At 45.6% G+C, this 25,500-nt stretch carries 31 protein-coding genes; 12 read left to right on the top strand and 19 right to left on the bottom strand.

Going from position 1 to position 25,500, the window contains the following annotated elements; genetic code table 11:
• Positions 1-43: 43 nt before the first annotated feature.
• A complete protein-coding gene (locus ICN34_RS07855) occupies positions 44-1,144 on the top strand; it encodes an alkene reductase (protein WP_072582960.1) in 1,101 nt (366 codons plus the stop codon).
• A 55-nt stretch (positions 1,145-1,199) separates the two neighbouring features.
• Here the strand turns inward: ICN34_RS07855 and ICN34_RS07860 are convergent, their stop codons facing one another.
• From ICN34_RS07860 to ICN34_RS07880, 5 genes are all read right to left on the bottom strand, one after another.
• Positions 1,200-1,385 (bottom strand): hypothetical protein, encoded by a 186-nt coding sequence (locus tag ICN34_RS07860; protein ID WP_072582959.1) that lies wholly within the window; start codon positions 1,383-1,385, stop codon positions 1,200-1,202.
• Entirely contained in the window at positions 1,378-1,914 is a 537-nt protein-coding gene (locus tag ICN34_RS07865; RefSeq protein ID WP_216121850.1) for a cytochrome b, read from the bottom strand. Before ICN34_RS07865 ends, ICN34_RS07860 begins: the two co-directional genes overlap by 8 nt.
• 97 nt (positions 1,915-2,011) lie before the next feature.
• Positions 2,012-2,203, bottom strand: a complete 192-nt coding sequence (locus ICN34_RS07870; protein ID WP_216121852.1) for a hypothetical protein — start codon at positions 2,201-2,203, stop codon at positions 2,012-2,014.
• A 23-nt stretch (positions 2,204-2,226) separates the two neighbouring features.
• Complete coding sequence (locus ICN34_RS07875) at positions 2,227-2,835, bottom strand: hypothetical protein (protein ID WP_255538611.1); 609 nt, start codon at positions 2,833-2,835, stop codon at positions 2,227-2,229.
• Positions 2,836-3,027: 192 nt separating this feature from the next.
• Positions 3,028-4,173: an L-lactate dehydrogenase gene (locus ICN34_RS07880; protein WP_216121854.1), complete on the bottom strand. Its 1,146-nt coding sequence runs from the start codon at positions 4,171-4,173 to the stop codon at positions 3,028-3,030.
• Positions 4,174-4,321: 148 nt separating this feature from the next.
• On the opposite strand from ICN34_RS07880, the gene ICN34_RS07885 reads away from it, so the two are divergent.
• Together ICN34_RS07885 and ICN34_RS07890 are read left to right on the top strand one after the other, a co-directional pair.
• Positions 4,322-5,224 (top strand): DMT family transporter, encoded by a 903-nt coding sequence (locus tag ICN34_RS07885; RefSeq protein WP_072582954.1) that lies wholly within the window; start codon positions 4,322-4,324, stop codon positions 5,222-5,224.
• A 115-nt stretch (positions 5,225-5,339) separates the two neighbouring features.
• A complete protein-coding gene (locus ICN34_RS07890; RefSeq protein WP_072582953.1) occupies positions 5,340-6,488 on the top strand; it encodes an aminotransferase class V-fold PLP-dependent enzyme in 1,149 nt (382 codons plus the stop codon).
• A 78-nt stretch (positions 6,489-6,566) separates the two neighbouring features.
• On the opposite strand, the gene ICN34_RS07895 is transcribed toward ICN34_RS07890, so the two are convergent.
• On the bottom strand, positions 6,567-7,196 hold the full coding sequence (locus tag ICN34_RS07895) for an FABP family protein (RefSeq protein WP_216121855.1): 630 nt from the start codon (positions 7,194-7,196) through the stop codon (positions 6,567-6,569).
• Positions 7,197-7,277: 81 nt separating this feature from the next.
• Here ICN34_RS07895 and ICN34_RS07900 point away from each other — a divergent pair, with 81 nt between their 5' ends.
• Positions 7,278-7,556 carry a protein tyrosine phosphatase gene (locus tag ICN34_RS07900; protein WP_216121857.1) on the top strand — a complete coding sequence of 93 codons (279 nt, stop codon included), beginning with the start codon at positions 7,278-7,280 and terminating at the stop codon, positions 7,554-7,556.
• Positions 7,557-7,576: 20 nt separating this feature from the next.
• On the opposite strand, the gene ICN34_RS07905 is transcribed toward ICN34_RS07900, so the two are convergent.
• The 4 genes from ICN34_RS07905 to ICN34_RS07920 form a co-directional block, all read right to left on the bottom strand.
• Positions 7,577-8,554 (bottom strand): DMT family transporter, encoded by a 978-nt coding sequence (locus ICN34_RS07905; RefSeq protein WP_216121859.1) that lies wholly within the window; start codon positions 8,552-8,554, stop codon positions 7,577-7,579.
• 6 nt (positions 8,555-8,560) lie between these two features.
• Positions 8,561-9,442: an NAD(P)H-hydrate dehydratase gene (locus ICN34_RS07910; RefSeq protein WP_216121861.1), complete on the bottom strand. Its 882-nt coding sequence runs from the start codon at positions 9,440-9,442 to the stop codon at positions 8,561-8,563.
• A gap of 60 nt (positions 9,443-9,502) precedes the next feature.
• Positions 9,503-10,243, bottom strand: a complete 741-nt coding sequence (locus ICN34_RS07915) for an ABC transporter substrate-binding protein (RefSeq protein WP_216121863.1) — start codon at positions 10,241-10,243, stop codon at positions 9,503-9,505.
• Between the two features lie 139 nt (positions 10,244-10,382).
• Positions 10,383-10,586 carry a hypothetical protein gene (locus ICN34_RS07920; protein ID WP_072582947.1) on the bottom strand — a complete coding sequence of 68 codons (204 nt, stop codon included), beginning with the start codon at positions 10,584-10,586 and terminating at the stop codon, positions 10,383-10,385.
• Between the two features lie 166 nt (positions 10,587-10,752).
• Between ICN34_RS07920 and ICN34_RS07925 the strand changes: the two genes are divergently transcribed.
• From ICN34_RS07925 to ICN34_RS07935, 3 genes are read left to right on the top strand one after another with little or no spacing between them, the layout of a single operon-like run.
• A complete protein-coding gene (locus ICN34_RS07925) occupies positions 10,753-11,610 on the top strand; it encodes an LOG family protein (protein WP_216121865.1) in 858 nt (285 codons plus the stop codon).
• A 26-nt stretch (positions 11,611-11,636) separates the two neighbouring features.
• On the top strand, positions 11,637-12,149 hold the full coding sequence (locus ICN34_RS07930) for a hypothetical protein (RefSeq protein WP_215359697.1): 513 nt from the start codon (positions 11,637-11,639) through the stop codon (positions 12,147-12,149).
• Positions 12,150-12,152: 3 nt separating this feature from the next.
• A complete protein-coding gene (locus tag ICN34_RS07935; protein ID WP_216121866.1) occupies positions 12,153-13,370 on the top strand; it encodes an aminoacetone oxidase family FAD-binding enzyme in 1,218 nt (405 codons plus the stop codon).
• 20 nt (positions 13,371-13,390) lie between these two features.
• Here the strand turns inward: ICN34_RS07935 and ICN34_RS07940 are convergent, their stop codons facing one another.
• Together ICN34_RS07940 and ICN34_RS07945 are read right to left on the bottom strand one after the other, a co-directional pair.
• Positions 13,391-14,152 carry a TerC family protein gene (locus ICN34_RS07940; RefSeq protein WP_202816828.1) on the bottom strand — a complete coding sequence of 254 codons (762 nt, stop codon included), beginning with the start codon at positions 14,150-14,152 and terminating at the stop codon, positions 13,391-13,393.
• Between the two features lie 80 nt (positions 14,153-14,232).
• Positions 14,233-14,622 (bottom strand): group II truncated hemoglobin, encoded by a 390-nt coding sequence (locus tag ICN34_RS07945; RefSeq protein ID WP_072582943.1) that lies wholly within the window; start codon positions 14,620-14,622, stop codon positions 14,233-14,235.
• Between the two features lie 104 nt (positions 14,623-14,726).
• Here ICN34_RS07945 and ICN34_RS07950 point away from each other — a divergent pair, with 104 nt between their 5' ends.
• On the top strand, positions 14,727-15,254 hold the full coding sequence (locus ICN34_RS07950; protein WP_072582942.1) for a phasin family protein: 528 nt from the start codon (positions 14,727-14,729) through the stop codon (positions 15,252-15,254).
• 48 nt (positions 15,255-15,302) lie between these two features.
• On the opposite strand, the gene ICN34_RS07955 is transcribed toward ICN34_RS07950, so the two are convergent.
• On the bottom strand, positions 15,303-15,524 hold the full coding sequence (locus tag ICN34_RS07955; RefSeq protein ID WP_072582941.1) for a TIGR02450 family Trp-rich protein: 222 nt from the start codon (positions 15,522-15,524) through the stop codon (positions 15,303-15,305).
• 473 nt (positions 15,525-15,997) lie between these two features.
• On the opposite strand from ICN34_RS07955, the gene ICN34_RS07960 reads away from it, so the two are divergent.
• Positions 15,998-17,047 carry a fumarylacetoacetate hydrolase family protein gene (locus ICN34_RS07960; RefSeq protein ID WP_072582939.1) on the top strand — a complete coding sequence of 350 codons (1,050 nt, stop codon included), beginning with the start codon at positions 15,998-16,000 and terminating at the stop codon, positions 17,045-17,047.
• 39 nt (positions 17,048-17,086) lie between these two features.
• Here ICN34_RS07960 and ICN34_RS07965 read toward each other — a convergent pair whose 3' ends face one another.
• Positions 17,087-18,676, bottom strand: coding sequence for a rhodanese homology domain-containing protein (locus ICN34_RS07965; RefSeq protein WP_216121868.1), 1,590 nt, complete (start codon positions 18,674-18,676; stop codon positions 17,087-17,089).
• Positions 18,677-19,035: 359 nt separating this feature from the next.
• Between ICN34_RS07965 and ICN34_RS07970 the strand changes: the two genes are divergently transcribed.
• The 3 genes from ICN34_RS07970 (at position 19,036) to mmsB (ending at position 20,639) form a co-directional block, all read left to right on the top strand.
• Entirely contained in the window at positions 19,036-19,224 is a 189-nt protein-coding gene (locus ICN34_RS07970) for a hypothetical protein (protein WP_072582937.1), read from the top strand.
• A gap of 241 nt (positions 19,225-19,465) precedes the next feature.
• Positions 19,466-19,735: a cupin gene (locus ICN34_RS07975; RefSeq protein ID WP_216121870.1), complete on the top strand. Its 270-nt coding sequence runs from the start codon at positions 19,466-19,468 to the stop codon at positions 19,733-19,735.
• A 25-nt stretch (positions 19,736-19,760) separates the two neighbouring features.
• Complete coding sequence (mmsB, locus tag ICN34_RS07980) at positions 19,761-20,639, top strand: 3-hydroxyisobutyrate dehydrogenase (RefSeq protein WP_072582935.1); 879 nt, start codon at positions 19,761-19,763, stop codon at positions 20,637-20,639.
• Between the two features lie 13 nt (positions 20,640-20,652).
• Here mmsB and selD read toward each other — a convergent pair whose 3' ends face one another.
• The 5 genes from selD to ICN34_RS08005 all read right to left on the bottom strand — a co-directional run bounded on the left by selD (position 20,653) and on the right by ICN34_RS08005 (position 25,486).
• A complete protein-coding gene (gene selD, locus ICN34_RS07985) occupies positions 20,653-21,723 on the bottom strand; it encodes a selenide, water dikinase SelD (RefSeq protein ID WP_216121871.1) in 1,071 nt (356 codons plus the stop codon).
• 34 nt (positions 21,724-21,757) lie between these two features.
• Positions 21,758-22,309 (bottom strand): TlpA disulfide reductase family protein, encoded by a 552-nt coding sequence (locus tag ICN34_RS07990; protein ID WP_216121873.1) that lies wholly within the window; start codon positions 22,307-22,309, stop codon positions 21,758-21,760.
• 19 nt (positions 22,310-22,328) lie between these two features.
• Positions 22,329-23,438 (bottom strand): transglutaminase family protein, encoded by a 1,110-nt coding sequence (locus ICN34_RS07995; protein WP_216121875.1) that lies wholly within the window; start codon positions 23,436-23,438, stop codon positions 22,329-22,331.
• A 53-nt stretch (positions 23,439-23,491) separates the two neighbouring features.
• Positions 23,492-24,772 (bottom strand): DEAD/DEAH box helicase, encoded by a 1,281-nt coding sequence (locus tag ICN34_RS08000; protein ID WP_216121877.1) that lies wholly within the window; start codon positions 24,770-24,772, stop codon positions 23,492-23,494.
• A gap of 135 nt (positions 24,773-24,907) precedes the next feature.
• A complete protein-coding gene (locus ICN34_RS08005) occupies positions 24,908-25,486 on the bottom strand; it encodes a hypothetical protein (protein ID WP_216121879.1) in 579 nt (192 codons plus the stop codon).
• Positions 25,487-25,500: the final 14 nt, after the last annotated feature.

The raw sequence follows: 25,500 nt of genomic DNA on the forward strand, positions 1-25,500 counted from the left end.
TTGTTACAGTCAACCCTCTTTTTACTTATTTAAAAGGCAGCAAATGTCAGGCAAAGAAATCATGTTCACTCCGGTAAATCTGGGGGCACTTCATTTAAAAAATCGTTTAGTAATGGCACCACTCACACGAATGCGTGCGATTGATGGTGATGTTCCTAATCCGTTAGCGAAAACCTATTACGCACAACGTGCGAGTGCCGGACTCATTATTACTGAGGCAACACAGATTTCTCCACTGGGTAAGGGTTACCCAGCGACGCCTGGAATCTATTCGGCGGAACAAACCGCTGCATGGAAAGAGATTGTTGAGGCAGTTCATGCCAAGGGTGGTGCGATTGTTGCGCAGCTGTGGCACGTAGGCCGCATCTCGCATTCTTCCTTGCATCCAGAGCAGGGTGTACCTGAGGCGCCCTCTGCAATTGCTGCGGCTGGTCAAACGTATGGCGCAGATTGGAAGTTGCATGATTATGAGACTCCAACGGCAATGAGTTTGGAAGATATTGCTCGCTTGCTCAAAGAGTTTGAGGCGGCAGCACAGAATGCAAAAGCTGCAGGCTTTGATGGTATTGAAATTCACTCGGCCAATGGCTACTTGTTAGATCAGTTCTTGCAAGATAAAACTAATCAACGTATGGATGAATATGGCGGCTCGATTGATAATCGCCTGCGCCTATTGGGTCAAGTGATCGAGGCTGTAAGCAAAGTATTCCCGAGCGATAAAGTGGGCGTTCGCCTTTCACCATACGGCACTTTCAACGATATGGGTGATAGTGATCCGGTAGCATTATTTACTGCCGCAATTAAGAAGCTTAATGGCTATAACTTAGCTTACGTGCATATGATTGAGCCTCGCTCAACCAGTGCCGGCGGCGGCGATCAAGTCTTTGAAGATGCTCCTATTACCTCAGAGATGTTCCGTGCTGCTTATCAAGGCAAATTTATCACCGCCGGTGGGTATGACCAAGCTATGGGTGAAAAAGTATTAGAAGAAGGTCTGGCTGATGCAGTAGCTTATGGACGACTCTATATTTCTAATCCAGATTTAGCGGAGAGATTTCAGCAGGGTGCCGCTCTGAATGCTTATAACCGCGCTACTTTTTATGGTGGCGAAGAGGCGGGTTATACGGACTATCCGGCCCTCTAATGGAGCCCCAGAATCTTGGGGCACCTAACAATTAATCCCGCCCAAACCGGCGGGATTATTTTTTGTCTTCTGGGTCTTTAAGAAGGTCGTAATGATTGGCTACGAGCAACATGGCAAGAGATGCGAAACCCATGGCAAAAAATTGCCATTGATGCAGCATCGCGGTGCCCGCTACAGTCATTAAGACTGTCCAGCCTATTGCCATCTTGGCTTTTTTAGAGAGAGGTTTCATTTTAGGCATCAACTTTATTCAGCATACGACGAAGTGTATCGTCCTTTACGACGTAATGTTGCCACAAGCCTGCTAAAGCATGAATGCCAATCAAAAAATAGAGTGAGTTTCCTAGGAATTCATGGATCCCTTCAACTACTTTTTTCATTTCTGGATTGGGGGTGACTAGCTGAGGCCATACCAAGCCAAAGAAGTGGATTTCTTTGCCGCCATACTGGAAATACAAGATGCCAAAAATAGGTGATATCAAGAGCAGGGCATACAGCAGCCAATGCATTACCTTAGCTAATGAAATGAATAAAGTCTTTGGGTTTGTGGGCTCAGGAACGCCATAAGTCAAACGGATGATGAGGCGAAGAGCCATAGCTATAAAAATGAGCTGTCCAATAACGCCATGGATTGATTTGCACAGCTCACGAGGCTCGCTGCCTTTGGGAAACTGTCCTTTGAGTTCAATCACTGCAAAAGCAGCGACAACTAGGAAGAAAACAAGCCAATGAAAGAAGATAGAGGCGGGGTGGTATTTGATTTTCGGCATTGCATATGGATGTTAAGTGAATTCATCACAAATGATAATGAATCTCATTAACAACAAGAACGCCAGGGGCTTTACCCCTTAAAAAGGTAAAGCAAAGTCAGTTGTTAAGTCTAACCTTAGCGCTGAGCTCATTTGCTAAGCCACGCTTGTCTATTTGCGAGAGCCTAAGGGCTTCAACTTCGAAATCTAGTTGCCCAGGATGGAATTCTTCATCATTCTGAAGGTGGATGACATAAGTCCACACGAGTTCGCGGCCACGGTTTTTAAAAACATCCACTACTCGTTTCATCTGGACCGCCTTTACGCTGAAGCTTATTGATTGCCGATCAATGGACTGGCAATTTTCATCTGTTGGGTGAGGTTGTTTTTTAGTGCTACTAAGTTTCTAGCTTCGATCCGAATGACTCCGCCTCTTGGGCTATCAATGTCCGCAATCAAAAAGAAAGATACTGAGATAACAAAAGGAAAGATCATGAATAGACCGACGTTCTTCTCAAAATTCCGCGCGCCAAATCCAACCAAAAGATTGGCGCAAATAGCGATTGCTGCCATCAATGCCCAAGCCGTAAGAGGGATGCGATTCCACCAAGCTGCTTGTACATAGCCTTGAGAATTCAAAACATCATTCATACCAGCAGCAACCAATGCAATAGAAGCAGTGTGTTGCGTGCGAACGGTTGGAAGAATCTCATTCCAGAGGGCAGTTTGCAATTGATCTGTTTTACTACGAATCTCTTCAATCTTTTCGGGGCTCTGTTTTGAGTAAAACAGAATGCGTTGATCTGTATATTGAAGTAAGAGGTCCTTGGTAGCCGCTGCAGCCTTTGGGAGCAGCAGATCAGCTCTTAAGAATTCGGTACCAATGGCATTTGCCTCGCCTTCCTCAAAGAGCTCTCGCTGATCATGGCGATTGATAGCCATTGAGAAGGTAAAGCCAATAATTAAGGCTAGCAAGGTTAAGGTGGCGGTCTGAATAATGCCAAGATCTGCAGATGTCTCAGTATCTTTTGTACGGTAGCGACTCAGTGCGGCATATCCAAACCAAACAGAGAAGGCAAATACTGTAAGTGAGACGCCAAAGACAGCAAGAGGGTGGTTGAGGATGGGAAAAATTTAAAAGGTTCCTGGATACAAAATATCTTTAGTCACATTCTGAATATCGCGATGACCTGTTAATGCCATAGTGATATCCAACTCATTGTGAATTAACTCTAAACACTTGGTGACACCAGCCTCACCCATGGCGCCTAAGCCATATAGGAAAGGGCGACCAATCATCGTGCCGCGCGCACCCAAAGCCCATGCTTTTAAAACATCTTGACCTGAGCGAATGCCGCCATCCATCCATACTTCAATATCTTTGCCAACAGCATCCACAATTCCAGGTAAAGCCTGAATGCTAGAAATCGCGCCATCTAATTGACGGCCGCCATGGTTGGAGACAATTAAAGCATCGGCGCCCGAGTTTGCTGCCAAGCGCGCATCACCTTCATCTAAGATACCTTTGATAATGAGCTTTCCACCCCAGAGTTTTTTAATCCATTCCACATCACCCCAATTGAGGCCCGGATCAAATTGCTCTGCAGTCCAAGAAGACAGTGAAGACATATTGCCGACACCAGTAGCGTGACCAACAATATTGCGAAAGGTTCTGCGTGGCGTCATAGCCATACCCAAGCACCAGCGTGGCTTAGTCGCCATATTGATCATATTGGCAATCGTCAGCTTAGGAGGGGCGGAGAGGCCATTCTTAAGATCTTTATGACGCTGACCTAGGATTTGCAAATCCAGAGTCAGAACTAGTGCGGAACATTTGGCTGCTTTAGCGCGCTCAATTAAGCGCTCAATAAAGCCGCGATCTTTCATGACGTAAAGTTGGAACCAAAATGGTTTTGTAGTGTGCTCCGCCACATCTTCAATTGAGCAAATACTCATAGTAGATAAGCAAAATGGCACACCAAACTTTTCAGCAGCCTTGGCTGCCAAAATTTCACCATCGGCATGTTGCATGCCAGTAAGACCTGTAGGTGCCAGCGCCACTGGCATTGCAACCTCTTGGCCAATCATGGTTGTCTTGGTGGTGCGGTTAGTCATATTGACCGCTACACGCTGACGCAATTTAATCTTTTGAAAATCGGATTCATTGGCACGGTATGTTGACTCAGTCCACGATCCCGAGTCTGCATAGTCGTAGAACATCTTAGGGGTGCGCTTTTGATGGAGGACCCGCAAGTCTTCTATATTGGTAATGATTGCCACAATGTATCCTTCTTTTTGATGCTATTTTGTAGAAGCAAAAGCTTAATTTAAGCTCTATCTTAGCAATACCGGGGATTTGTTTCTACAATGCTAGGGTATCCCTTGCTTGGAGACCTCAAATAACTACTTCCCCATTAAGCCCCTCTGTATGTACCAACTGAATTTCGCCACCATTGCCTACTTGCTCACAGCTACCGCTTTATGGGCAGGTAATGCAATCGCTGGGCGAGTATTGGTTGGAAGCATCTCCCCAATTACCTTAAGCGCAGTCCGCTGGGGATTGGCTGCCTTACTGTTACTTCCTTTGGGTTGGCGTGTACTGATGCCGGGAAGTGCTTTATGGCAAAACAAGAAACGTTTCCTCCTCTTGGGTTTATTCGGGGTAGGTAGCTATAACGTACTGTTATATCTCGCCCTTCAAACATCTACCGCTATTAACGTCACCTTGATCGGCGCTAGCATGCCCATCTGGATGCTATTCATTGGCGCTGTGTTTTATCAAGTAAAGCCCGGCATCTTGCAGATGATTGGCGCAGTAGTGAGCTTGCTCGGTGTTGGCATTGTGCTTACTCGTGGAGACCTGTCGGCCTTACTGTCTATGCAAATGGTAGTAGGCGATCTTTTAATAATGTTAGCCACTATCTTGTGGGCCTTTTATAGTTGGATGTTAAGTCGTCCAGGCACCAGCACAGAACGCCAATGGCCATGGGCTGAATTTTTAATGGCGCAAGTAACAGTGGGTCTGTTGTGGACGGGATTTTTTGATGGTTTTGAAATTGCAGCTGGGCATGCTTTTCTGCATCTCAATTGGTGGACCGCCTCTTTAATTGTCTTTGTAGCAATTGGCCCCTCCTTAATTGCTTATCGCTTCTGGGGTCTGGGCGTGAATGGAGCAGGACCTACGGTTGCCGCTTTTTTTGCTAATTTCATACCCTTATTTACTGCGCTTTTATCGGCTGCCATGCTGGGTGAGCCTCCCCAACTATTTCATGGGCTCGCCTTTGGTCTGATTGTGGCGGGTATTGTTATCTCCTCGAAAAGAGGAGGGTAAAACTGCCAAAACTGGCAAAAACGCCCTTTTAAGCAGGGTTTTGGGGTCTAGACCACAAGAAAGCCTTAAATCGGTATCATTTAGGGCTAATCACTGAAATCCCTAGGAAATTACTATGCCAGGCTTACTCCCCAATGTTGATCCAGATGGATTATTGGAGTTCTCGGTTGTTTATACCGACCGCTCCTTAAATCACATGTCTGAAGAGTTCAAGCGCGTGATGGTTGATATTTCGAGTGTCCTTAAAGATGCTTATAACGCTAGCTCTGCAGTCATTGTTCCCGGTAGCGGAACTTTTGGCATGGAAGCAGTAGCCCGCCAATTTGCTAATAATAAGAAATCCCTAGTGTTGCGCAATGGCTGGTTTAGTTATCGCTGGACACAAATTTTTGATTTGGATAGCTCTTTCAAAGATGTCTCTATTTTAAAAGGCCGACAACTAGATAACTCTGCACAAGGCGCTTTTGCACCTGCTCCGATTGAAGAGGTAGTGGCATTTATCAAGAAAGAAAAGCCTGCGGTTGTTTTTGCGCCGCACGTTGAAACATCAGCTGGCATCATCCTTCCGGATGATTACATTAAAGCCGTTGGTGAAGCAGTGCGCTCAGTGGATGGTATTTTTGTATTGGACTGCATTGCCTCTGGCGCAATGTGGGTTGATATGAAGGCATGTAATGTTGATGTGTTGATTTCAGCGCCACAAAAAGGCTGGAGCAGTTCACCATGTTGTGCCTTGATTGCGCTCGGTGAAAGAGGTCGTGAACGCATTGACTCAACTCAAAGTACTAGCTTCTCGATGGACTTGAAAAAATGGTTACAGATTATGGAGGCCTATGAAAAAGGTGGTCACGTATATCACACCACTATGCCTACTGATGCTTTAAAGATTTTGCGCAGTGTAATGAAGGAAACTCAGTCACTTGGTTTTGCAGCATTAAAAGCCAAGCAAATTGAATTGGGTACCAAGGTCCGCGATCTATTGGTGTCTAAGGGTTACCCTTCGGTGGCGGCTAAAGGGTATCAATCCCCAGGCGTAATAGTGAGCTTCACCAAAGATCCTGATATTCAATCTGGTAAGAAATTCATTGCTCTGGGCTTACAAACTGCAGCGGGTGTACCGTTGCAATGTGACGAGCGTCCAGATTTCCGGACCTTCCGCCTTGGTTTGTTTGGCCTGGAAAAATTAACGCATGTTGACCGCACAGTTGGACATCTCGCAACTGCGTTAGAAAAAATTACCGAGGCTGAAGCGCAGCCTGCGTGATCAACTTAAGTGGTTCAGCATTAAGAAATAAAGGCCATCATCTGATGGCCTTTATTGCATTCTAGGGTGATACTGCTTTTATCTAGCCAGGGGATTAGGAGTGGCTTCACCGATCTTATGCAGGGTGTTGTTATCAACGTGATGAAATAACTCTGCTTGATCTTTAATCTTCATCACGGTGTCTTGTTCATAAGACCAAGTACCATCATCGTGAATTGAAACCTGAATGCGAAACTCAATCGTTCTAAAGGCGTAATCCAAAAATGGATTGGATGATATGCCTGCGCAGCGATCATCTTCCTTTGCATGCAGTTCAAATTGCCTTGCATTTGCAGCAGCGTTACCAGAAGCCATCGTAATCATGCCTCGAGGAATACTCAGCGTATGAATGATGTTGCCAGTTGCGGGCTCCCATAACCAATACCCTACTTGGTCATGATAGGTCTTTACTTGATCGGGTTTAGTGATGTGGGTATGGTATCTCAAGCCATAAAAAAGCTGAGGGCCATTGGTTTGGGGGTCAATTGGTTGGAGCTCAATTCGCTCCACATAAGCTTGCTTCTTAGGGCCTTCGGCTTTGGGCTTTACGTCCAAACCACGAACACCTTCCCAAATCCCAGCCATGCCAGTCAAGGGTCCGAGCTGTTCTAGGGTATTGACGGAGTAGCCTTGGGGCTCAGTAAAAATGTCGTTCGGAAAACCACTCATAAGCAACCTTTAAAAAATGAAGCATTTTTCTCAAATTTTTGAGTATTATTAAATTATCCACAAACTATCTTGGAGAATTACATGATTTCTCGTATCGCGCGCTTGAGCCTGGCAACCCTTATTTCTGCTGCTATCGGCATTGCCCCCATCTCTGTGATGGCTGCTGATCCAGCTCCTGCACCTGCACCAGTGGCCGCACCTGCTGCCGCTCCAGTGGCCGCACCTGCCGCCACTCCGGCTGAGAAGTCAGCTGAGAAAAAAGCAAAGAAAAAAGCAAAGAAAGAAAAGAAGGCTGAGAAAAAAGCAAAAAAGAAATCCAAAAAGAAAGCTAAGGCAGCAGCTGAGGCCGCAGCTCAGTAATACGCTTAAATGAGTCGCCTTTAGTTGAGGGGCTCTGCACCATCGAAGTCATCAGATCTTTTGGGGTTTGGTGACTTTTTTCTTTGGGGTTCATTGCGCACTAACAACCACATTGCAGCCATCACCAAAGTCATACCGCTAATTTGCGTCCAAGTGATTGGCTCCGCCAGAATGAGATATCCCATAAAGATGGTGGAGACTGGGCCAAGTATTCCAGCTTGAGCTACAAGTGGAGATCCGATGCGGTTGATGGCAATCATAATCAGCAGCATTGGAATGACCGTGCATAAGCTGGCATTCAGAAGGCTAAACCAATAAATGGGTAGAGGCTGTTCAAATATAGCCATTGGGTTATGGATGGTTGATTGCGCTATGCTCAAAAATGCCGAGGCTGAACTGGCATAGACCACTAAGCGCACGCTACCAATACGCTTCACCATTTCTCCAGCACCAATCATGTAGGCCGCATAGGAGCAGGCACTGCCAAACACAAGAGCCATGCCTAACCAGGCATTAATGCCGGTGGAGCTCGCATCTTGAATAAAGACGATAAACACTCCAATGTAGCCAACGATGAGCGATATCCACTGTAGTTGAGATACGGGTTTCTTTAAAACAAAATAAGAGATTATTAAAACAATGGTTGGCGTGAGGTAAAGAACAATTCTCTCAAGGCCAACCGAGATGTATTGAAGTCCCAAGAAATCAATATAGCTTGATAGGAAGTAACCTAAAAATCCAAGGAAGAATAATTTTGCGCGATCAAGCCAAGTGATAGGGTCCATCGCCTTACGGCGAGACTCCCACCAGAATATTCCCCAGAACAGAGGAAGCGCCATGAGCATACGTAAGGCAAGAAGAGTCTCCGCATTTGCACCATAACCAAAGGCGAGTTTTACCAAAATCGCTTTGCCGGAAAATAGCATAGAACCTACTCCGGCCATCAAGATGCCATGGAGGTAACGTCGGTGATGATGTGCTGCGCTTGCTGAATGCATATCGATTTATAACAGCTTATTGAGTAGCGCTCGCATTTCTAAAATGGTCTCGGAGGGCGTTAGGCCTATCGGACCAATCCCATTACTCACTAAGCTATCTGCCGCACTGGCATGCAGCTCAACTGCAATCCCAGTAGCTTGCCATAGATCTAGTTGATGCCGAATTCCTTGGGCAGCAATGGCAGCAATGCTTCCCGTCAGAATATCCCCCATGCCTCCAGTACCCATTCCAGGATTTCCGGCAAGACATTGAACTAGAGGGTGCTGTGGTGAGGCAATCAGGGTATGTTGTCCTTTGAGGACAACAATCGATTGGGTTAATTCAACTAACTTTTGAATAGCGCCCACGCGATCTGATTGCACTTCTTCGGTTGTGATCTTCAAAAGTTTGGCTGCTTCACCAGGGTGAGGCGTGAGAACAGTCAATTCTGGAAGAGTGTGATTGCGCGCTTGTAGTTGTTCAAGCAACACAGTGGATTCGCTGATTAAATTGAGGGCATCAGCATCAACCACCAATGGTATGTTTGGGTATGAGAGTGACGCACGCAGGCATTCAATCGCTAAAGCGGATTTTTCAAGACCTGGTCCAATAGCAATAACATCGGGCTGAGTGGTATTCAGAGTCTCATAAATATTATTTGTAGCCTGACGAATCATGAGCTCGGGGTGATCGACATCTGCACGTGCTGAAGCAGGATCTAAGATTTCTAGGATAGTCCAGCCTGCGCCTAGATGAAGGCAGGCATTGCCCGCCAAAATCAGGGCGCCCGCCATTCCTGGAGCGCCGCCAATTAAAACGACTTTGCCTGCATTGCCTTTATGCTCTGCAGGCTCTCGTTTTAGGTGTACCACAAGAGGAAGGGTATTCAGTTGAGCGGGAAAATTCATGAGTACAGTATCGTACTAAATTGCATGCATACACGTTAATCTACACCAACCCAATTAGCTTTATTGGTCAGCTACTTTTGCGCCTTGGATATTGTGACGTTTCATAGCGTCTGCCACAAACCCAGACTGCTTGAGTTCTGCGATGACATTGCTTAAATAGGCGCTTGTACTTTCATAATTGGCTCTAGCCTTCGGAATGCCAATCGCCTGATTAATCACCATGAATCGACCAGGTAGCATGCGCAATCCCGGATAGCGCTTGGCATCACTTTCTAGCTGCTGTTTTACACCTGCCGCAACATTGCCCGTTCCAGACATGAAGTCATCAATCACTGTCTGTGAGCTTGCAGCTCTTAGAAGAGCGGCATTCTTAATTTCGCGCGTAAGGTAAAGATCATAGGCGCTACCTTTGCCAACGACAATTTCATTGCCGGCAGCATCTACTTCATCGTTAGTCTTTAATGGAGAAGAGACTTTTACCATATAAGCACCTTCAATTTGTATATAGGCTGGGGTATAGCTGATGTCTGCGCCCCGGACTGGATCAATCGCCACAAAGACTAAGTCAATTTCTCCGGTCTTCACTGCATCTACTGTTGCACCTGCCGATTTAAAGGGGATTAATTGCACGGGCAATGAAATGCGTTTTCCAATCTCATTGGCAATATCAATGGTTACCCCATATAGGTTTTTTGAGATCGGATCTTCATTAGCAAGAACCGGATTTCCCAAATTAATGCCAACACGCAAAACACCGGTTGGGGCAAAAGAAGATAAGGTGGGCTGATCAATGGTTTTCATGGGCTTGGATGATTGACTAATAGCAAGTTGCGATACACATAAAAGTGTAAGAGACAGGAGTGACGAAAATATCAGCTTCATTAAAATATGGAGATAAAAAAACCGCGGCGGGCCGCGGTTTTATCGGCAAAAGAAGAAATTACTTCTTAGCATCAGCCGCTGGAGCAGCAGCAGGTGCTGTTGGAGCGGCGGCAGGAGCATCTTTCTTAGCTTCTTCCATATGAGCAGCTTCTGCACCATGCTTTTCGCCGCCCATATCAACGTTGCCGTCGCCTTTGAGGAGTAAGTAGGCAGTAGCACCAATTAAGACTAGTACCATGATGATGATTGAACGGTTGCTCATTGCTTTTCCTTCGATTTAGTTGAAATTCTGGCAATATTAACTCGCCTTTAGTACTAGGTAAATCCCAACAATCCCTAGAAGCCATATTCTTCGAGAGAACTAGGTATTAACACTAAGTTAATACGCGGGTTAAGATTGATCTATACATGCCCTCAAAGGTTGCAATATGAGTCCAAAACTCCCCATTAATAACTCGCAGACGATTACTGAGTTTTTAAATCTACACAAGAGCCAAATATCGGAAGAAGATTCCGAGGATTCTTATAAGTTTGCTTTTGGTGACGAAGCCTTTTTAGCTCGAAGAGAGACTATGGGCATTCGTTTTGAGTTGGAGTTACTCAAGCCCAATGTTCTGCTAAATGAGCAAGGCATTGAGCATACGATTACCGTCTTTGGCTCAACGCGATTTATTAGTCATGTTGAGGCGCTGACTCAAAAGGAAAAAGCAAAGACTCCAGACGAGATTGCAGAAGCAAACAAAGCACTTTTGCACAGTAAGTACTACGAATCAGCCCGAGAGTTCGGGTCATTAGTGGCTCACTATAACGCTACTCAAGAGAGCAACTTTAATAAACTTCATATTTGCACTGGAGGCGGCCCTGGAATTATGGAGGCCGCTAATCGAGGTGCATTTGAGGCGGGTGATAAAACCATCGGTTTTAATATCAGCCTACCTAGAGAGCAGCACCCGAATCCTTATGTTAGCCCTGGCTTAAGTTTTCGCTTTCATTACTTCGCGTTGCGCAAGATGCACTTTATGTTACGTGCTAGAGCGATCGTTGCCTTTCCTGGCGGGTTTGGCTCCTGTGACGAGTTATTTGAGGTGTTGACACTGATCCAGACTAAAAAAGTCGTCCCCATTCCCGTTATTCTGGTGGGTAAAGAATATTGGAATGAAATGATTAACTTTGATCACATGGTGAAGTTTGGCGTGATTAATGAGGAGGATATGCAAACTATCCACTTCTCTGAAAGCGCCCAGGAGGCTTGGCAGGTGATTCGGGATTGGTATCAATTGGGTTAACAAGCGCTCGCCTGTAAAATCCCCTTATGAATCCTTCGCAAACTAGCATCGCCACATCTCTAGATCTTCCAGGCTATCTCTTGGGCGGCGCCATGCTCTTGTTGATCATGGTTTTTCATGGGGTAGCGTTACTGCAGATTGCCAAGCGCTATGAAGTGAAAACTTTTCTGTATTTGGCTGAGAAAAAATACTCTGCTGTAGCTCTCTGTTTTTACGTGAGCGTCTTCTGCTTATTCTTAACACATATCGCTGAAATATTAATTTGGGGTATAGCTTTGTACGCATTCAGGTTACTACCCGCTCTGGGGCAAAGTATTTTATTTAGCGGTAGCACCTATACGGCAATGGGATTTATGGAGGACATTCTTCCCGATGGCTGGAAGATGCTGGCAGTGATCATCGCTTTTTCTGGAATGTTTTCCTTTGCATGGACTGCATCAGTCATGATTTCCATGACCAAGAACTTCCGCCAAGCCTATACCAAGCTCCATATGAGAAAACTTAACATCTCATCTGACATCATTGATCGTTTTGAGTAATCGATGAGTAAAACTTGGGATGCCATCATTATCGGCGGCGGGGCAGCTGGCCTATTTTGCGCAGGAATTGCTGGTCAGTTAGGAAAAAAAGTACTTGTGCTGGATCACGCAGAGGTTTTGGGCGAAAAGATTCGTATTAGCGGTGGTGGACGTTGCAACTTCACCAATCTCCATAGTAGCCCAGCTAACTTCTTATCTCTCAATCAGCATTTTGTAAAAAGTGCACTCGCTAGATACCCCTCAACAGAATTTATCAAGCTAGTTACATCTCATGGCATTAATTATCATGAGAAACACCAAGGCCAATTATTTTGCGATGATTCTGCCAAACAAATCATTGAGCTATTGTTTGCAGAGTGCGCCAAAGGAAATGTGACCATACGTCATCCAGTCTCCGTGCAATCAATTGAGCAAGAGGATGATCGATGGCTCATCCAAACGAATGCTGGCACCGAAAAAACCAAGTCAGTAGTCATGGCAACGGGTGGTTTACCAGTGCCCGCCATTGGAGCCACTGCTTATTCCTTGGATGTTGCAAAGCAGTTTGGATTAAATGTGGTTGATCCTAGGCCTGCTTTAGTGCCACTCTCATTTACTGCAGATAACTTCGGTGATCTCAGTGAGTTGGCCGGTCTAGCTGTATCAGTCAGAATTGCCTCCGGTTCAAAGGGCCATCGATATGGCGCCTGTAGATTCAATGAGGATTTGCTTCTGACTCACAAAGGATTATCAGGGCCTGCCGTTCTTCAGGCTAGCAGTTATTGGGAAGAAGGCGAACCTATTCACATCGATTGGCTTGGTGCAATTGAGCGTCCTGGAGGATTTAATTGTGATGAACTCTTTAATAACGAAGAGAATCGCTTAAAGCTTACCGAAACGATTTTGGCTTCTGTGCTTCCTCAGCGCTTAGCTAAAGCATTTGCAGAGCAGCGCAATCTAATGGGCCGCAAATGGGCCGAAGTCTCTAAAAAAGACCGTCAAGCTCTTAAGGAGCTGCTCACGAACTGGTCTGTAAAGCCTGCGGGTACCTTAGGTTGGAAAAAGGCAGAGGTGATGTTGGGCGGGGTAGATACCAAAGAGCTCGACGGACAAACGATGATGTCGCGTAAGCATCCGGGATTATTCTTCATTGGTGAGTGCGTGGATGTCACCGGTCATTTAGGCGGACATAATTTCCAATGGGCATGGGCTAGCGGTTTTGCTTGCGCCCAATCCCTATAAATTTCTTGTCAAATCAAGGCTTACCTCGACTGTTTTTTCTTTTCACGTGAGCGGATATTTAAAAGCTCAACCGATAAAGAAAATGCCATAGCAACATAGACATAACCTTTAGGAATATGAACGCCCATTCCTTCTGCGATCAGTACTACGCCTACAACGGTCAGAAACGATAAGGCCAATACTTTGATAGAAGGATGGCGCTGAACAAAATCCCCGATAGGTTTAGCGGCGATGAGCATGATGAGGACTGAAGCGAGAACCGCTGCGATCATCACGCTAATTTGATCAACCATGCCCACTGCCGTAATGACGCTATCCAGAGAAAAAATAATATCTAGTAAGCCAATTTGTAAAACAGAGCTAATAAATAAAGAGACCATTGACTTGGCGCGGTCTTTCCCCTGAGAGTCAATTTGTTCATCGCCATGCTCACCCACCTCTACTTCAATATAAATTTCTTTGGAGGCCTTCCAGATTAGGAAGAAGCCGCCAAGCAATAAGATTGAATCTCTGCCACTAATCAGGTGGTCGGAGATGCTGAAGAGGGGTGTTGTGAGACCCATTACCCACGATAGACTTAGCAATAAAAGAATGCGAGTGACAAGCGCAAACAAAAGACCGAAGCGGCGAACCCTCTCCCGAATTTCAGAAGGGAGTCTGTTGGCGATAACGCTAATAAAAATGATGTTATCAATGCCGAGAATAATCTCAAGGGCAGAGAGCGTTAGAAAGGCAATCCAAGCATTGGGATCGCTCAGGAGCTGCATCGTGCTTTCAATCATTTTTTACTTTGCGAATGGAGCTATTAATTAGAGTTTAGCGAATAACACCAAACCACTATTCCCGCTTAATGACCACATCATTAGTTGGGTTGATTTCTCATCCAATCCGCAGTGTTCAGAAAAGACTCTTCAAGTTGTTTCGCGGCATCACCAGTTATTCCGCAATCTTTCATAGCCTTATACATACAAGCTAACCATTGATCTCGTTCTTTTAAACCAATTTTGAATGGCAGATGTCGAGCCCTAAGCATGGGGTGGCCGTACTTCGGGGAGTAGATATCAGGACCTCCCATCCAGCCGGTGAGGAAGAACTTGAGTTTTTCCCTAGAGCCGGAAAGGTCCTGAGGGTGCATGGACCGTAGATCCTCAAAATGGGGTTCTAGGGCCATTAAATCGTAAAAACGGTCTACTAATGCGTCAATTTGATCTATGCCGCCTATAGACTCATAAATGGATATTTTTTCACTCATCTTGTCATTTTAATGCGGTAAATTCGGGGAATTGGCAGTTCGTCTATTTCGGTATAGAGTTAAATGCCAAAGCTTTATTAACCCTTGTTTATAGGAGCGTAAAAATGGATGCAAAAGAACTTCAAAAATGGCAGCGTGAAAAAGCAAAGGAATTGTTTGATTATTCACATACTTTGCTTGAGGCAGCAAAAAAATTAAGTGAGCATCATATGGCGGAGATTGAGTGGGGTATGAAAAATGCCCTCGATAGCGCCAAGTCAGCCGCTAAGAACGATTTAGCTAAATTAAAAGACTTGCAGGAAGAAGCTGCAAAAGAAACTGCGAAACGTGCAGCTGCATATCAAAAGAAGGTAAAAGCAGTTTTAAAAGATCTCGGCGAAGGTGCTGCTGATGAAACTGAGAAGCATCTTGAAAAGGTTCGTAGCTCTTTGGTAACTTGGCTTGAGGACGCTGAAAATAAAATCCCAGCGCATGCTGAAAAGCTATCTAAGGTAGTTCATGAAATGTCAACGACTGGTCAGAATATGTTTAAAGAAGGGCGTCGCATTGTGAACCAAGTGGCCGAGACTGCCGAAAAGAATATCGATGACCTGGTTAAAAAATCTGGTGGTAAGAAGAAGTCTGATGAATAGCTCTGATTAAACCAAACAAAAAAACCGCCTCATGACTGGGGCGGTTTTTTATTTCCAGCCTTGTAGCCATAGCTCGCTATTGGTGAGATCACGCCATGCAATTTGCGTAGTTTGCTTCGAGTAGACCGCCTCAATTTCGACGAACTCAATTTTCTCGTTTGGTGGTTCTGGCAGAATTACTTTACTCACCAAGAAATGCTTTTGCTTGGCAATCGGTTTAACTGCGGTCCATTTGGTGAGGAGTAATTTCTTAGGGCTGAGTCGATTCATCGGTAATGCATTCCTATTCTTTTTATAAGGCGGTGCACTGGAATTCTTGACCATTGATCAAAAGCAATCCTGAGGAGGGAGAAAATATGGTCTTCGATTGATTGGTTTGACCTGAGCATTTCTCATCAAAGTAGCTTTGGGTACCCAAACTACCGCAATAATCCAGTGCCGCCCCCTTAAATTCCATTTGGGCCTTTCGGAGCACCATGGTAATTTTAGACTCGGAAGGGGAGCTACAACTCCAAGTGGTGTATGTCTCTCGACCGCAGGCACTGAGCCCGAGAAGGATCGCAAGGTAGAAGGCTAGGCGAATTTGGGGAGGGATTCTCAAGGATTGCACCCCTAGAGGATAGCGATATTTCCAATATTTCGCCTAAGAAACAGGTTTGGTATTAATATTTACAGCAGATTGTTTAATAAACAACAAATAAGTCTTGATAAGACATTTAAAACAAAATATTGAAGGAGACGCTGTGGATACAAATCGGAGAGATGCGCTTAAATTGGGTGCATCTGCTGCTATTAGCGGTATGTTTATTTCTAATGCAATTGCTGCTACTGATGGTCAGCCGCCGATTGTGGTGGAGCCATTGACTGGTAAAGCAGGCCTTAGAATTGCAAACTATCTGCCTAAAATGGGTGCCACCTCAAGATTAGGTTTGGTTACCAATGACGGTATGGTGGTTGATATCCCTGCAGAAGCGGCTCGTCAAAAAGTACAGCTCTCATTTGATCCTACTTCAATGATTTCATTGGCTGCCTCTGGCAACAAAGGCTTGCTGGAGTTGGCTACATTATTTAAAGGTCGCGGAAGTAATTTGGCGAATGTGAATAATGTGATCTTGCTATCACCTATTCCTAAGCCACAAAGCAATATTTATTGTGTGGGCTGGAATTACCTAGACCATTTTGAAGAGGGCCTCAAGCATCGTGCCGATACTGCTGTGAAGGAGTATCCAAAGGTTCCTGTGCTCTTTACTAAAGGCACGCAAACCATGAATGGCCCGTTTGATAACATTCCTTATGATGCTGGCATCTCCACCATGATTGACTGGGAGGCTGAGCTAGCAGTGGTGATTGGTAAAAAGGGTAAGAATATTTCTGAAGAGAATGCAATGGACTATGTCTTTGGCTATTCTGCCTTCAACGATACTACGGCGCGTGATATTCAGCAAAAGCGTCAGTCCGGCCAATGGTTTAAAGGCAAGAGCTTGGATGGTCACGGCCCAATGGGTCCATGGGTTGTTACTGCAGGTGGCGTCAATTTGGATGACACTCGCATTATTTGCCGTGTGAATGGTGTTGAAAAGCAAAACGCTAGTTACAAGCAAATGTATTTCAAGATCCCAGCAATTATTGCTGAGCTATCGCGTGGCTTAACATTACTGCCAGGCGACATCATTGCGACCGGTACTCCTTCTGGGGTTGGCGCAGGCAGAACGCCTCAGGAGTTTATGAAGCCAGGTGATGTTATGGAAACAAACATCACTGGCATCGGCATCATCCGCAACAAGATTGTTTAACTGATCAACTTAGTAAGCTTTTAGAACAACAGCAAGGACTTAGAGAACCCAGAAGTGATGGGTTCCGTCCTTGTCCAGTTGTTCCACTAAACCAAACTCCCAATCAAGATATGCCTGCATCGCTGCAGGATCTACGCTAGTGCCTTCATAGGGGCGCTTATAGCGATCCAGAGGAGGCGAGGCTAAATGACTCGGACCTTTCTCCAGCTCAAATCCTGCTTTTACCCAGGCAGTATTGCCGCCCTCTAAAACGAGTACCTCGGCTTCAGTCAATGCTTGTACTTCCTGAGCAGCAAAGAGGCTTAATTCAGCTGGTGTACTGGTAATGACATAGCGATCTACCTGAGGAATTTTTTTCATTGCTTCTGCCATTTGTGATCGAAGGGCATACCAACTTCCAGGGACGTGTCCTTTAACATAGTTAGCATGGGTGCTGAAATCAATTGCAATCGTATTGCTATCACTCTTAAGCCAATTGGAAACGGTTGCGGCATCTACGCTTTCAATGGTTGGAAGAGCGGGTAGGGGCGCCTTCCAAATACCTTTTTCTGTGAGATCGGAGGCATTGACTCCATCAAGAACATAGATATCCCAAGCCATTTGCGCTAACCAAGATGCGGGCATATTGGCGCGTACTCCGCCGCCACTGGGGTCTACCAACACTACCCGTGCGCCACGAACTGGAGAAACCATCTCCGTTTCTTGTACAAGCTGTCCACCAGGTACCGATCTAAAGCCAGGAAGATGACCTGCTTCATATTCTTCTGGAGTGCGCGTATCAAAGAAATAAGTCGTTCGATCAGATTGCGTTTTCCATGTCTGCAAATCGCTGAGGCTAGCGCGCTTTACCCCTGCACGATCAGCAACGCTACGAGCGCGAATTGCCGCCCCATTTCTTGTGTCGTCACTCACTTCTTGAAACTTTCTGCTTTGCCCTTTATCCAATTCTTGACCAGCAAGCGTCCAGCCAATCGTGCCATTACGTAGCGCATTGACTTCGTTTGGAATGCCGGCATTAATTAGCGACTGCGTGCCAATAATGCTGCGAGTTCTACCGGCGCAGTTCACAATCACTTTTGTCTTTGGGTTAGGCGCTAATTCTGGGAGACGCAAAACTAGCTCTGCGCCTGGAACGCTAATGCCGGTTGGAATACTCATGGTGTTGTATTCATCAAAGCGGCGTACATCAACAACAACGACATCTTCCTTGTTATCGATTAATTTTTTTACTTCTTGCGCTGATAAAGAGGGGGTATGGACCTTGGATTCTACAAACTCACCAAATGATTTACTGGGAACATTCACATCTTTAAATACTTCACCACCAGCTGCTTTCCAGCCTTGCACACCTCCCTCAAAAACCGATACATCGGTGTACCCAAGATTGATTAAGCGTTGCGCAGCTAGCTGAGCAAAACCTTCACCATCATCAAGGGTGACGATAGGTACGTTTTTCTTTGGTAGCTTTGCGTAAGCATCAATCTCTACTCTGGAAAGAGGTAGATTTGCGGCAAACAGGGGATGCTCTTGCGCATGAGGATCTTCCTCGCGGACATCTAAAAATGCAATTTCTTCTTTATTAAGAAGTTTGTTGCGAACGAATGAATGATTTTTAGTTTGAATGGTCATACCGTCTCTAGGATCTTTTATGGAGTCATTATCTTTTAATCTGACTGTTCATTGAATTATTGGAGGTCAGAATGCCTTTACCAAAGACTGTCCATGGAGAGCCGCAGGCCAGTTAAAAGAGCGGCCAAGCGCTCATTTTGGGGTAAGCGGACAGCCCAATAAGGCGGCAAATAGGCGACAAAGGCGATTTTCTGGGGATTTTTAACCTTTTTAGGTAATTTTGGTTCAATAAGGCTATTTTGAATTAACCCGCAAATATAAGAGTTATCCCTGATTTAGGGGGCGATTTTCTATGGTTTTTATGGGGATATACTGACCGGGCTGTCAGTATAAATATTCATTTGTTAATAGGAGACGAGATGTCACAACACGATACATTGTTGGCTGCTTTTGAAGCTTACAAAGCTGAAAACGAAAAATTTATTGAAAAAGGTATTAAGGCATCTGCTGCTCGCGCACGTAAAGCCTTGCAAGAAATTGCCGGTGCCTGCAAGGAGCGCCGCAAAGAAATCACTGCTGCTAAAGAGGCGATGGAAGCCAAGAAGTAATTCTCACTCCAGACTGATTGATAAGCCTGGCTTTTACGAGCTAGGCTTTTTTATTGGGGGCTTGTACTTTCAGTGCTGCGCTTAGATAGCAATGCTAAACAAAGTGAGTTTCATTGCCTGGCTGCGAATAGTTGCTAGCGCTTCGATCCATTAGCTCCATCAGCCCAATGACTTTCACCATCATGACTTTTTATATAAATTACCTCATGCTAAGAGAGTATATCCACGCTATAGTTAGACCATGAATACAGAGCAATTTCAACGGTTACTTGAGCAGGAAGGATTTCCTGAGCCGGTAGAGGTTCAGCAAGTTCCTAATGGAGAGCTTGGTAATCACGAGCATCCTTTTGAAGTGAAGGCGCTAGTAATTGAAGGCAGTATCGATATCGTCATACATGGGGAGAGCGGGACCTACAAAGCTGGTGATGTATTTGAGCTGGGATTGAAAGAAGTGCATTCCGAGTCCTATGGGCCTGAGGGCGTCAAATATCTCGCTTCTAGAAAACAATAAACAATATTAAGAAATTGGGATCGATATGAAAATCGGATTTATTGGACTTGGCAATATGGGCTTGCCGATGGCCCTGAACTTATTAAAAGCAGGACATCAAGTTACAGGCTTCGATTTGGTAAACAGTCAGCTTGATGTTTTTGCAGCTGCAGGAGGTAGCGTTGCAGCAAATGCAAACGACACCGCAAAAGATGTCGATGTTTTGATCAGCATGCTGCCCGCCTCTCGTCATGTGGAGGGCTTGTATATTGGTGATGCCGGTTTGTTGGCAAGCGCGAACCCTAAAACGTTGCTTATTGATTGCTCAACGATTTCACCAAAGGCAGCACAAACCGTTGCTGCTGCCGCTAAGGCAAAAGGGTTTGCCATGGTTGATGCGCCAGTCTCGGGTGGAACTGCAGGCGCGCAATCGGGCACTTTAACGTTTATGGTCGGCGGGGAAACGAGTGCTGTTGAGTGCGCGCGTCCTTTGTTGGAGGCGATGGGCAAGAACATCTTTCACGCTGGAGGCAATGGAGCGGGGCAGACTGTCAAAGTCTGCAACAACATGCTTTTAGGTATTCAGATGCTGGGGACGAGTGAGGCGCTGCGATTAGGTATTGCTAATGGCCTGGACCCCAAAGTTCTTTCTGACATCATGTCTAAGAGTTCGGGTCGCAACTGGGCTTTGGAGTTATATAACCCTTGTCCAGGCGTCATGGAAAACGTGCCATCTTCAAAAGGTTACGCTGGTGGTTTTGGCGTGGATCTCATGCTCAAAGACATGGGGCTGGCAGTTGAGAATGCAGAAGATCTAGATGCTAGTGTTCCTCTTGGGAAATTAGCGCAACAGCTTTATGAGAGTCATAGCAAAGCAGGTAATGGCCAGCTAGATTTCTCAAGCGTATTTAATTTAAAAAATTAAATTAAGAGTTGTCCTAAGAAACAACCAGGGGCTTTCCTTGAAGCTTGCTCATTTGGCCAATGACGCGGGCGCCAAGGAACTGATGTTGATTGAAGATATCCAACACCTCTTTAACGCTCTCAGGGCTGCAAGATACCAATAAGCCGCCACTGGTTTGGGGATCGGTCAATAAAGCACGTTGAGCTAGTGTGAAATCTGCAGGAATGCCTACTTCATCGCCGTAGCTAAGCCAGTTACGATCTGATGCGCCGGTAATAATGCCATCATCAGCCAGCTTTTGTACATTAGATAGCAGGGGCACTTGGCTCCAATCAATATGCGCTGTGCAGTTGGAGCCTCGTGCGAGTTCTAAAGTATGGCCAGCCAATCCAAAGCCAGTCACATCTGTTAAGGCATGTACGCCAGCTAGTTTGGCTAAATCAGGGCCGGCAGAATTCAGCTTAGTAGTATTGGAGATCATCTCTCGATAGCCATCTGGCCCCAAAAGATCTTTTTTCAGCGCGGCAGATAAAACACCGACACCTAGAGGTTTGCCGAGAATCAGTACGTCTCCCGGTTTGGCGCTAGCATTACTTTTCACGCGCTTAGGATCCACAATACCAATGGCTACCAGTCCGTATATAGGCTCTACAGAGTCAATCGTATGACCACCAGCAATAGGAATGCCGGCGCTACGACAAGCTTCAGCGCCACCCTCTAGAATTCGGGCAATGGTTTTATTGGATAAGACCTTAATCGGCATGCCGACTAATGCAAGTGCGAATAGGGGTGTGCCACCCATTGCATAGATATCGCTGATCGCATTCGTAGCGGCAATTTTTCCGAAATCAAACGGATCATCCACAATCGGCATGAAAAAATCCGTTGTGGCTACGATTGCTTGAGACTCATTAATCTGATAAACAGCGGCATCATCAGAGGTTTCAATGCCAATGAGTAACTCTTTTGGAAAGGGCAGTTGAGGTACGTTCTGAAGGATTTCAGAAAGAACGCCGGGAGCAATTTTGCAGCCGCAGCCCCCACCGTGAGAAAGGGAGGTAAGACGCGGTTCGGTAGGGAAATTTTCTGTGTTCACGGTATTCATATAGTGAGAGTATCAGATGCAGAACGGAGTCTGTTTATTGGCGTAGCAGAGATTCTATTCTCCCCTTGACCTCGTTGCTATCAACATTCTCGATAGCACCAATCCAAACTCCTTCAATTTTGCCGCTTTTGCTAACAAGAAAAGTGGTTGGTAATCCACGGGCTTTCCAGGACTTGTAGGCGGTGCTATTGCGATCAAGTAGGATTTCAAGACTGTTTTCAGGGAGACCATTACCTTTTAAAAACTGCATGACACGCGGCTTCATTTCAGCAAGATTCACTGCCAAAACTATAAGTCCTTTGGAGCTGTAGTTTTCCTGTAGCTGAATAAGCTCTTCAAATTCTTCGCGGCAAGGTTCGCACCAGCTAGCCCAAAAGTTCACCACAACAACCTTACCCTTGAGGCTGGATAGATCTACTGATTTACCAGAGAGATTATTTAGCTGTAGAGATGGGGCTGTTGATGGCAGACCCAACTGAGCTGGCGCACGCCACTCTGCTCTAGCTGAAAGGCTAAATAAGGTCAGAAAAGAAAATGCCAGCACAAGAGAAAATTCTCGGGCTGGCTTATACATAAATAACTTCATCAAATTTCTTAATGAAACGTTAGCCAATACGTCTGCTGGTAATTTTGTACTTAAAGTTATCCGGGTCAAGAGAATCAAAGCGACCTTCGTTATTTTCAGATTGTGGATACATTAAGAATGGAATATCAGCTTTACTGCCGAGCTTGGAGCCTGGCAATGTGATGTCATGGTCATAGTTATAGGCCATCCAGTTCATTTCCCAATTACCAAAGAGATAATCACGAATGGCGATCACTTTTGGATCAGTCACAGCTAGACCACCAGTTTCCTCAAGGATTACCTTGCGAACGTCGGCTGGATCAACCGGCACCCAACCATAACCTGATGCATAAAACTCAGCACGGCAATGTTGTGCTTTAGTAATATCACCTGACTTACCTAAGCTCTTGTAGCCGCGCGCAGAATCGGCAATGCGAATGCCATAGACATCACGCGCTGGTAAACCGGCTGAACGCGCTAGCGCTACAAAAACGGCGTTGATATCAGCGCATTTGCCGCCAAGGTTATTGGTTTCGAGCATGAGCTTGACATCGCCTTGACCGCAACCACGTGTTTTTGGGTCACGATGGGTGTTATCCACCACCCAGTTATAGATTGCTTTGGCTTTATCAACATCACTAGCGTTGGCTGGCAATTTGGCAAGCGCCTCTTGCGCTTTAGTTTTCACAATGCCATCGGTAGGGAGGTATTTAGTAGGGCGAGTCCAAAAGCGTTGGTCAGCTTTGGAGAGCTTGAGTGCTGGATCTGGCGCTGAGAGTTCTAGGTTGCGATTACGAGTGCTTACCAAGATAGAAACTTTGACGCTATGAGTGGTTGCTGCAGCGTCCCATTTAGTCCAAACCATGCGCGCTTGCTTATCCGGCGTCTCATACATTTGGGTTGTCGCTTTAGGATCGCTCGCTTCTGAGCGGATGGCGATAGTGCGGAAATAATCCGTATCCAAAATGAGGGGTAATGGAACCCAACTCTGTGCGATGCCCTTAGGTGACTCTAAATTGACTTCAGTCACGATCTCGTATGTAGTCCACTCGAGTGAAGATTGAGCAAATACAGAAGCAATTGGGCTGAGGGTTGGTAATGCTAATGCGCCAACAATGGTTTTGATGGCTGAGCGGCGTGATGTAGTCATATTAGATTAGTGGGGTAGTTATAAAAAATAAGATTAGTATTTTAAAGAATTAATTAACGATTAAAACTTCTTTTAGGTGAGCTACTGCGCTTGGCAGGAGCCTTCCTTGCTGGAGCTCCAGTTGTCCCAGCGGGCCTTGGCTTGCGAGATTGCTGGTGTTGCTGACTGCGCAGCTGAATCGGTTGCGCCACGGCATTTGGATCTGGTTCAAAGCCGGCAATCACCTCTTGTGGTAACTTTTGTTTAATGAGTTTTTCAATATCCCTGAGCATTTGATGTTCATCAACGCACACTAGGGAAACTGCTACGCCATTTGATCCTGCGCGACCGGTACGTCCAATGCGATGTACGTAATCTTCAGAAACATTTGGAAGGTCGTAGTTCACTACATGAGGGAGCTGGTCAATATCGATGCCACGTGCAGCAATATCGGTAGCAACCAATGCGGTTAACTTACCTGCCTTGAAATCAGCCAATGCTTTGGTACGAGCGCTTTGGCTTTTATTGCCATGAATGGCCATACTCGTAATGCCATCTTTTTCTAATTGGGTTACTAACTTATTCGCACCATGCTTAGTACGGGTAAAAACCAGTACCTGCTTCCAATCGTTACTCTTGATGAGGTGCGCCAATAAAGGGTGCTTATTTGTTCTATCAACCGGATGAATCAACTGGGCAATTGCTTCGTTGGTGCTATTACTACGAGCCACCTCAATCAACTCAGGCGAATTGAGCAAGCCGTCTGCTAATTGTTTAATTTCGGTAGAGAAGGTTGCCGAGAACAAAAGATTCTGACGCTTCTTAGGTAAGGCGGCCAAGATCTTTTTAATATCTCGTAAGAAGCCCATATCGAGCATGCGATCAGCTTCATCTAAAACCAAAATCTCAATGTCGTTTAGTGATGCGCAATTTTGTGACATGAGGTCAAGTAGTCGACCTGGCGTAGCTACCAATATATCGAGACCGCCAGCAATGGCTTTGATTTGCGGATTAGCGCCAACTCCGCCAAAAATCACAGTGGATTTTAAGCCAGTATATTTTCCATAAGTGACAACAGACTCTTGGACTTGAGCAGCTAACTCACGAGTAGGGGTCAAGATCAAAACTCGTAATAATCTTTTGCCACTAGATTTAGGGGTGCTGCTTAAACGTTGCAGAATTGGAAGCGTGAAGCCAGCCGTTTTTCCTGTGCCGGTTTGTGCGGCAGCTAAAAGATCGCCGCCTTTTAAAACGGCAGGAATCGATTTTGCTTGAATTGGGGTAGGGCTGGTGTAGCCTTCTTCAGCAATAGCACGAAGAATGGGTTCTGATAAACCAAGATCTGTAAATAACATAGGGACCAATAAAGTATTGACCCGTATTCAATTAAACGACTATCCCGGCCAATGGGGTGAGCTGCCACGCTAGAGCGTTTGCAGTAAGAGCCTCTATTTTAAGTCATCAACTCCAAAAGCCAGATAATTAGAGAATTACGCCGGATTCCAGAGGTTTGGCACGACAGTATTGGCATAACCGGATACGAATGACTTTTCTGCACCAGTTGCAGGATCAAATACCGAGCGATGAATGCGGCCGATATTGCCACCATACACGTGAATGCTGATTGAGGTTTTGTCGCTCAAACTATTCTCGACCACATGAATGTCATGCGTAACGGGTGATACGGTATCAACGTGCCCGGGCAAGCTGATACAAGCTTTGCCTGCCTTGAAACTGGAATCTGCTTGGCGATAGTAGGGGGTGCCCGTTTCTTCACCACGTAATTGACCAATCATTCCCCAAACGGTGTGATTGTGTAGTGGTGTTTTTTGCCCCGGACCCCACACGAAACTCACCACAGAGAATCGATCCAATGGGTCTGCATAGAGAAGATATTGCTGGTAGTGCTGCGGGTGCGGTTTAGTGAACTCTTCTGGCAGCCAATCATCTACTGCAATCAGTTTCTCTAGTATTTTCTTGCCTTCAGTAAAGACGATCTCTTCACTTGGCTTTTGTTCAAGCAGCAAGCTAAGCTCTTTAACGAAGGTCAGTAATTTACCATCAGACATTTTTTGCTCCATTA

Source organism: Polynucleobacter sp. Tro8-14-1 (assembly GCF_018881655.1).
In the GTDB taxonomy this organism is placed as follows: domain Bacteria; phylum Pseudomonadota; class Gammaproteobacteria; order Burkholderiales; family Burkholderiaceae; genus Polynucleobacter.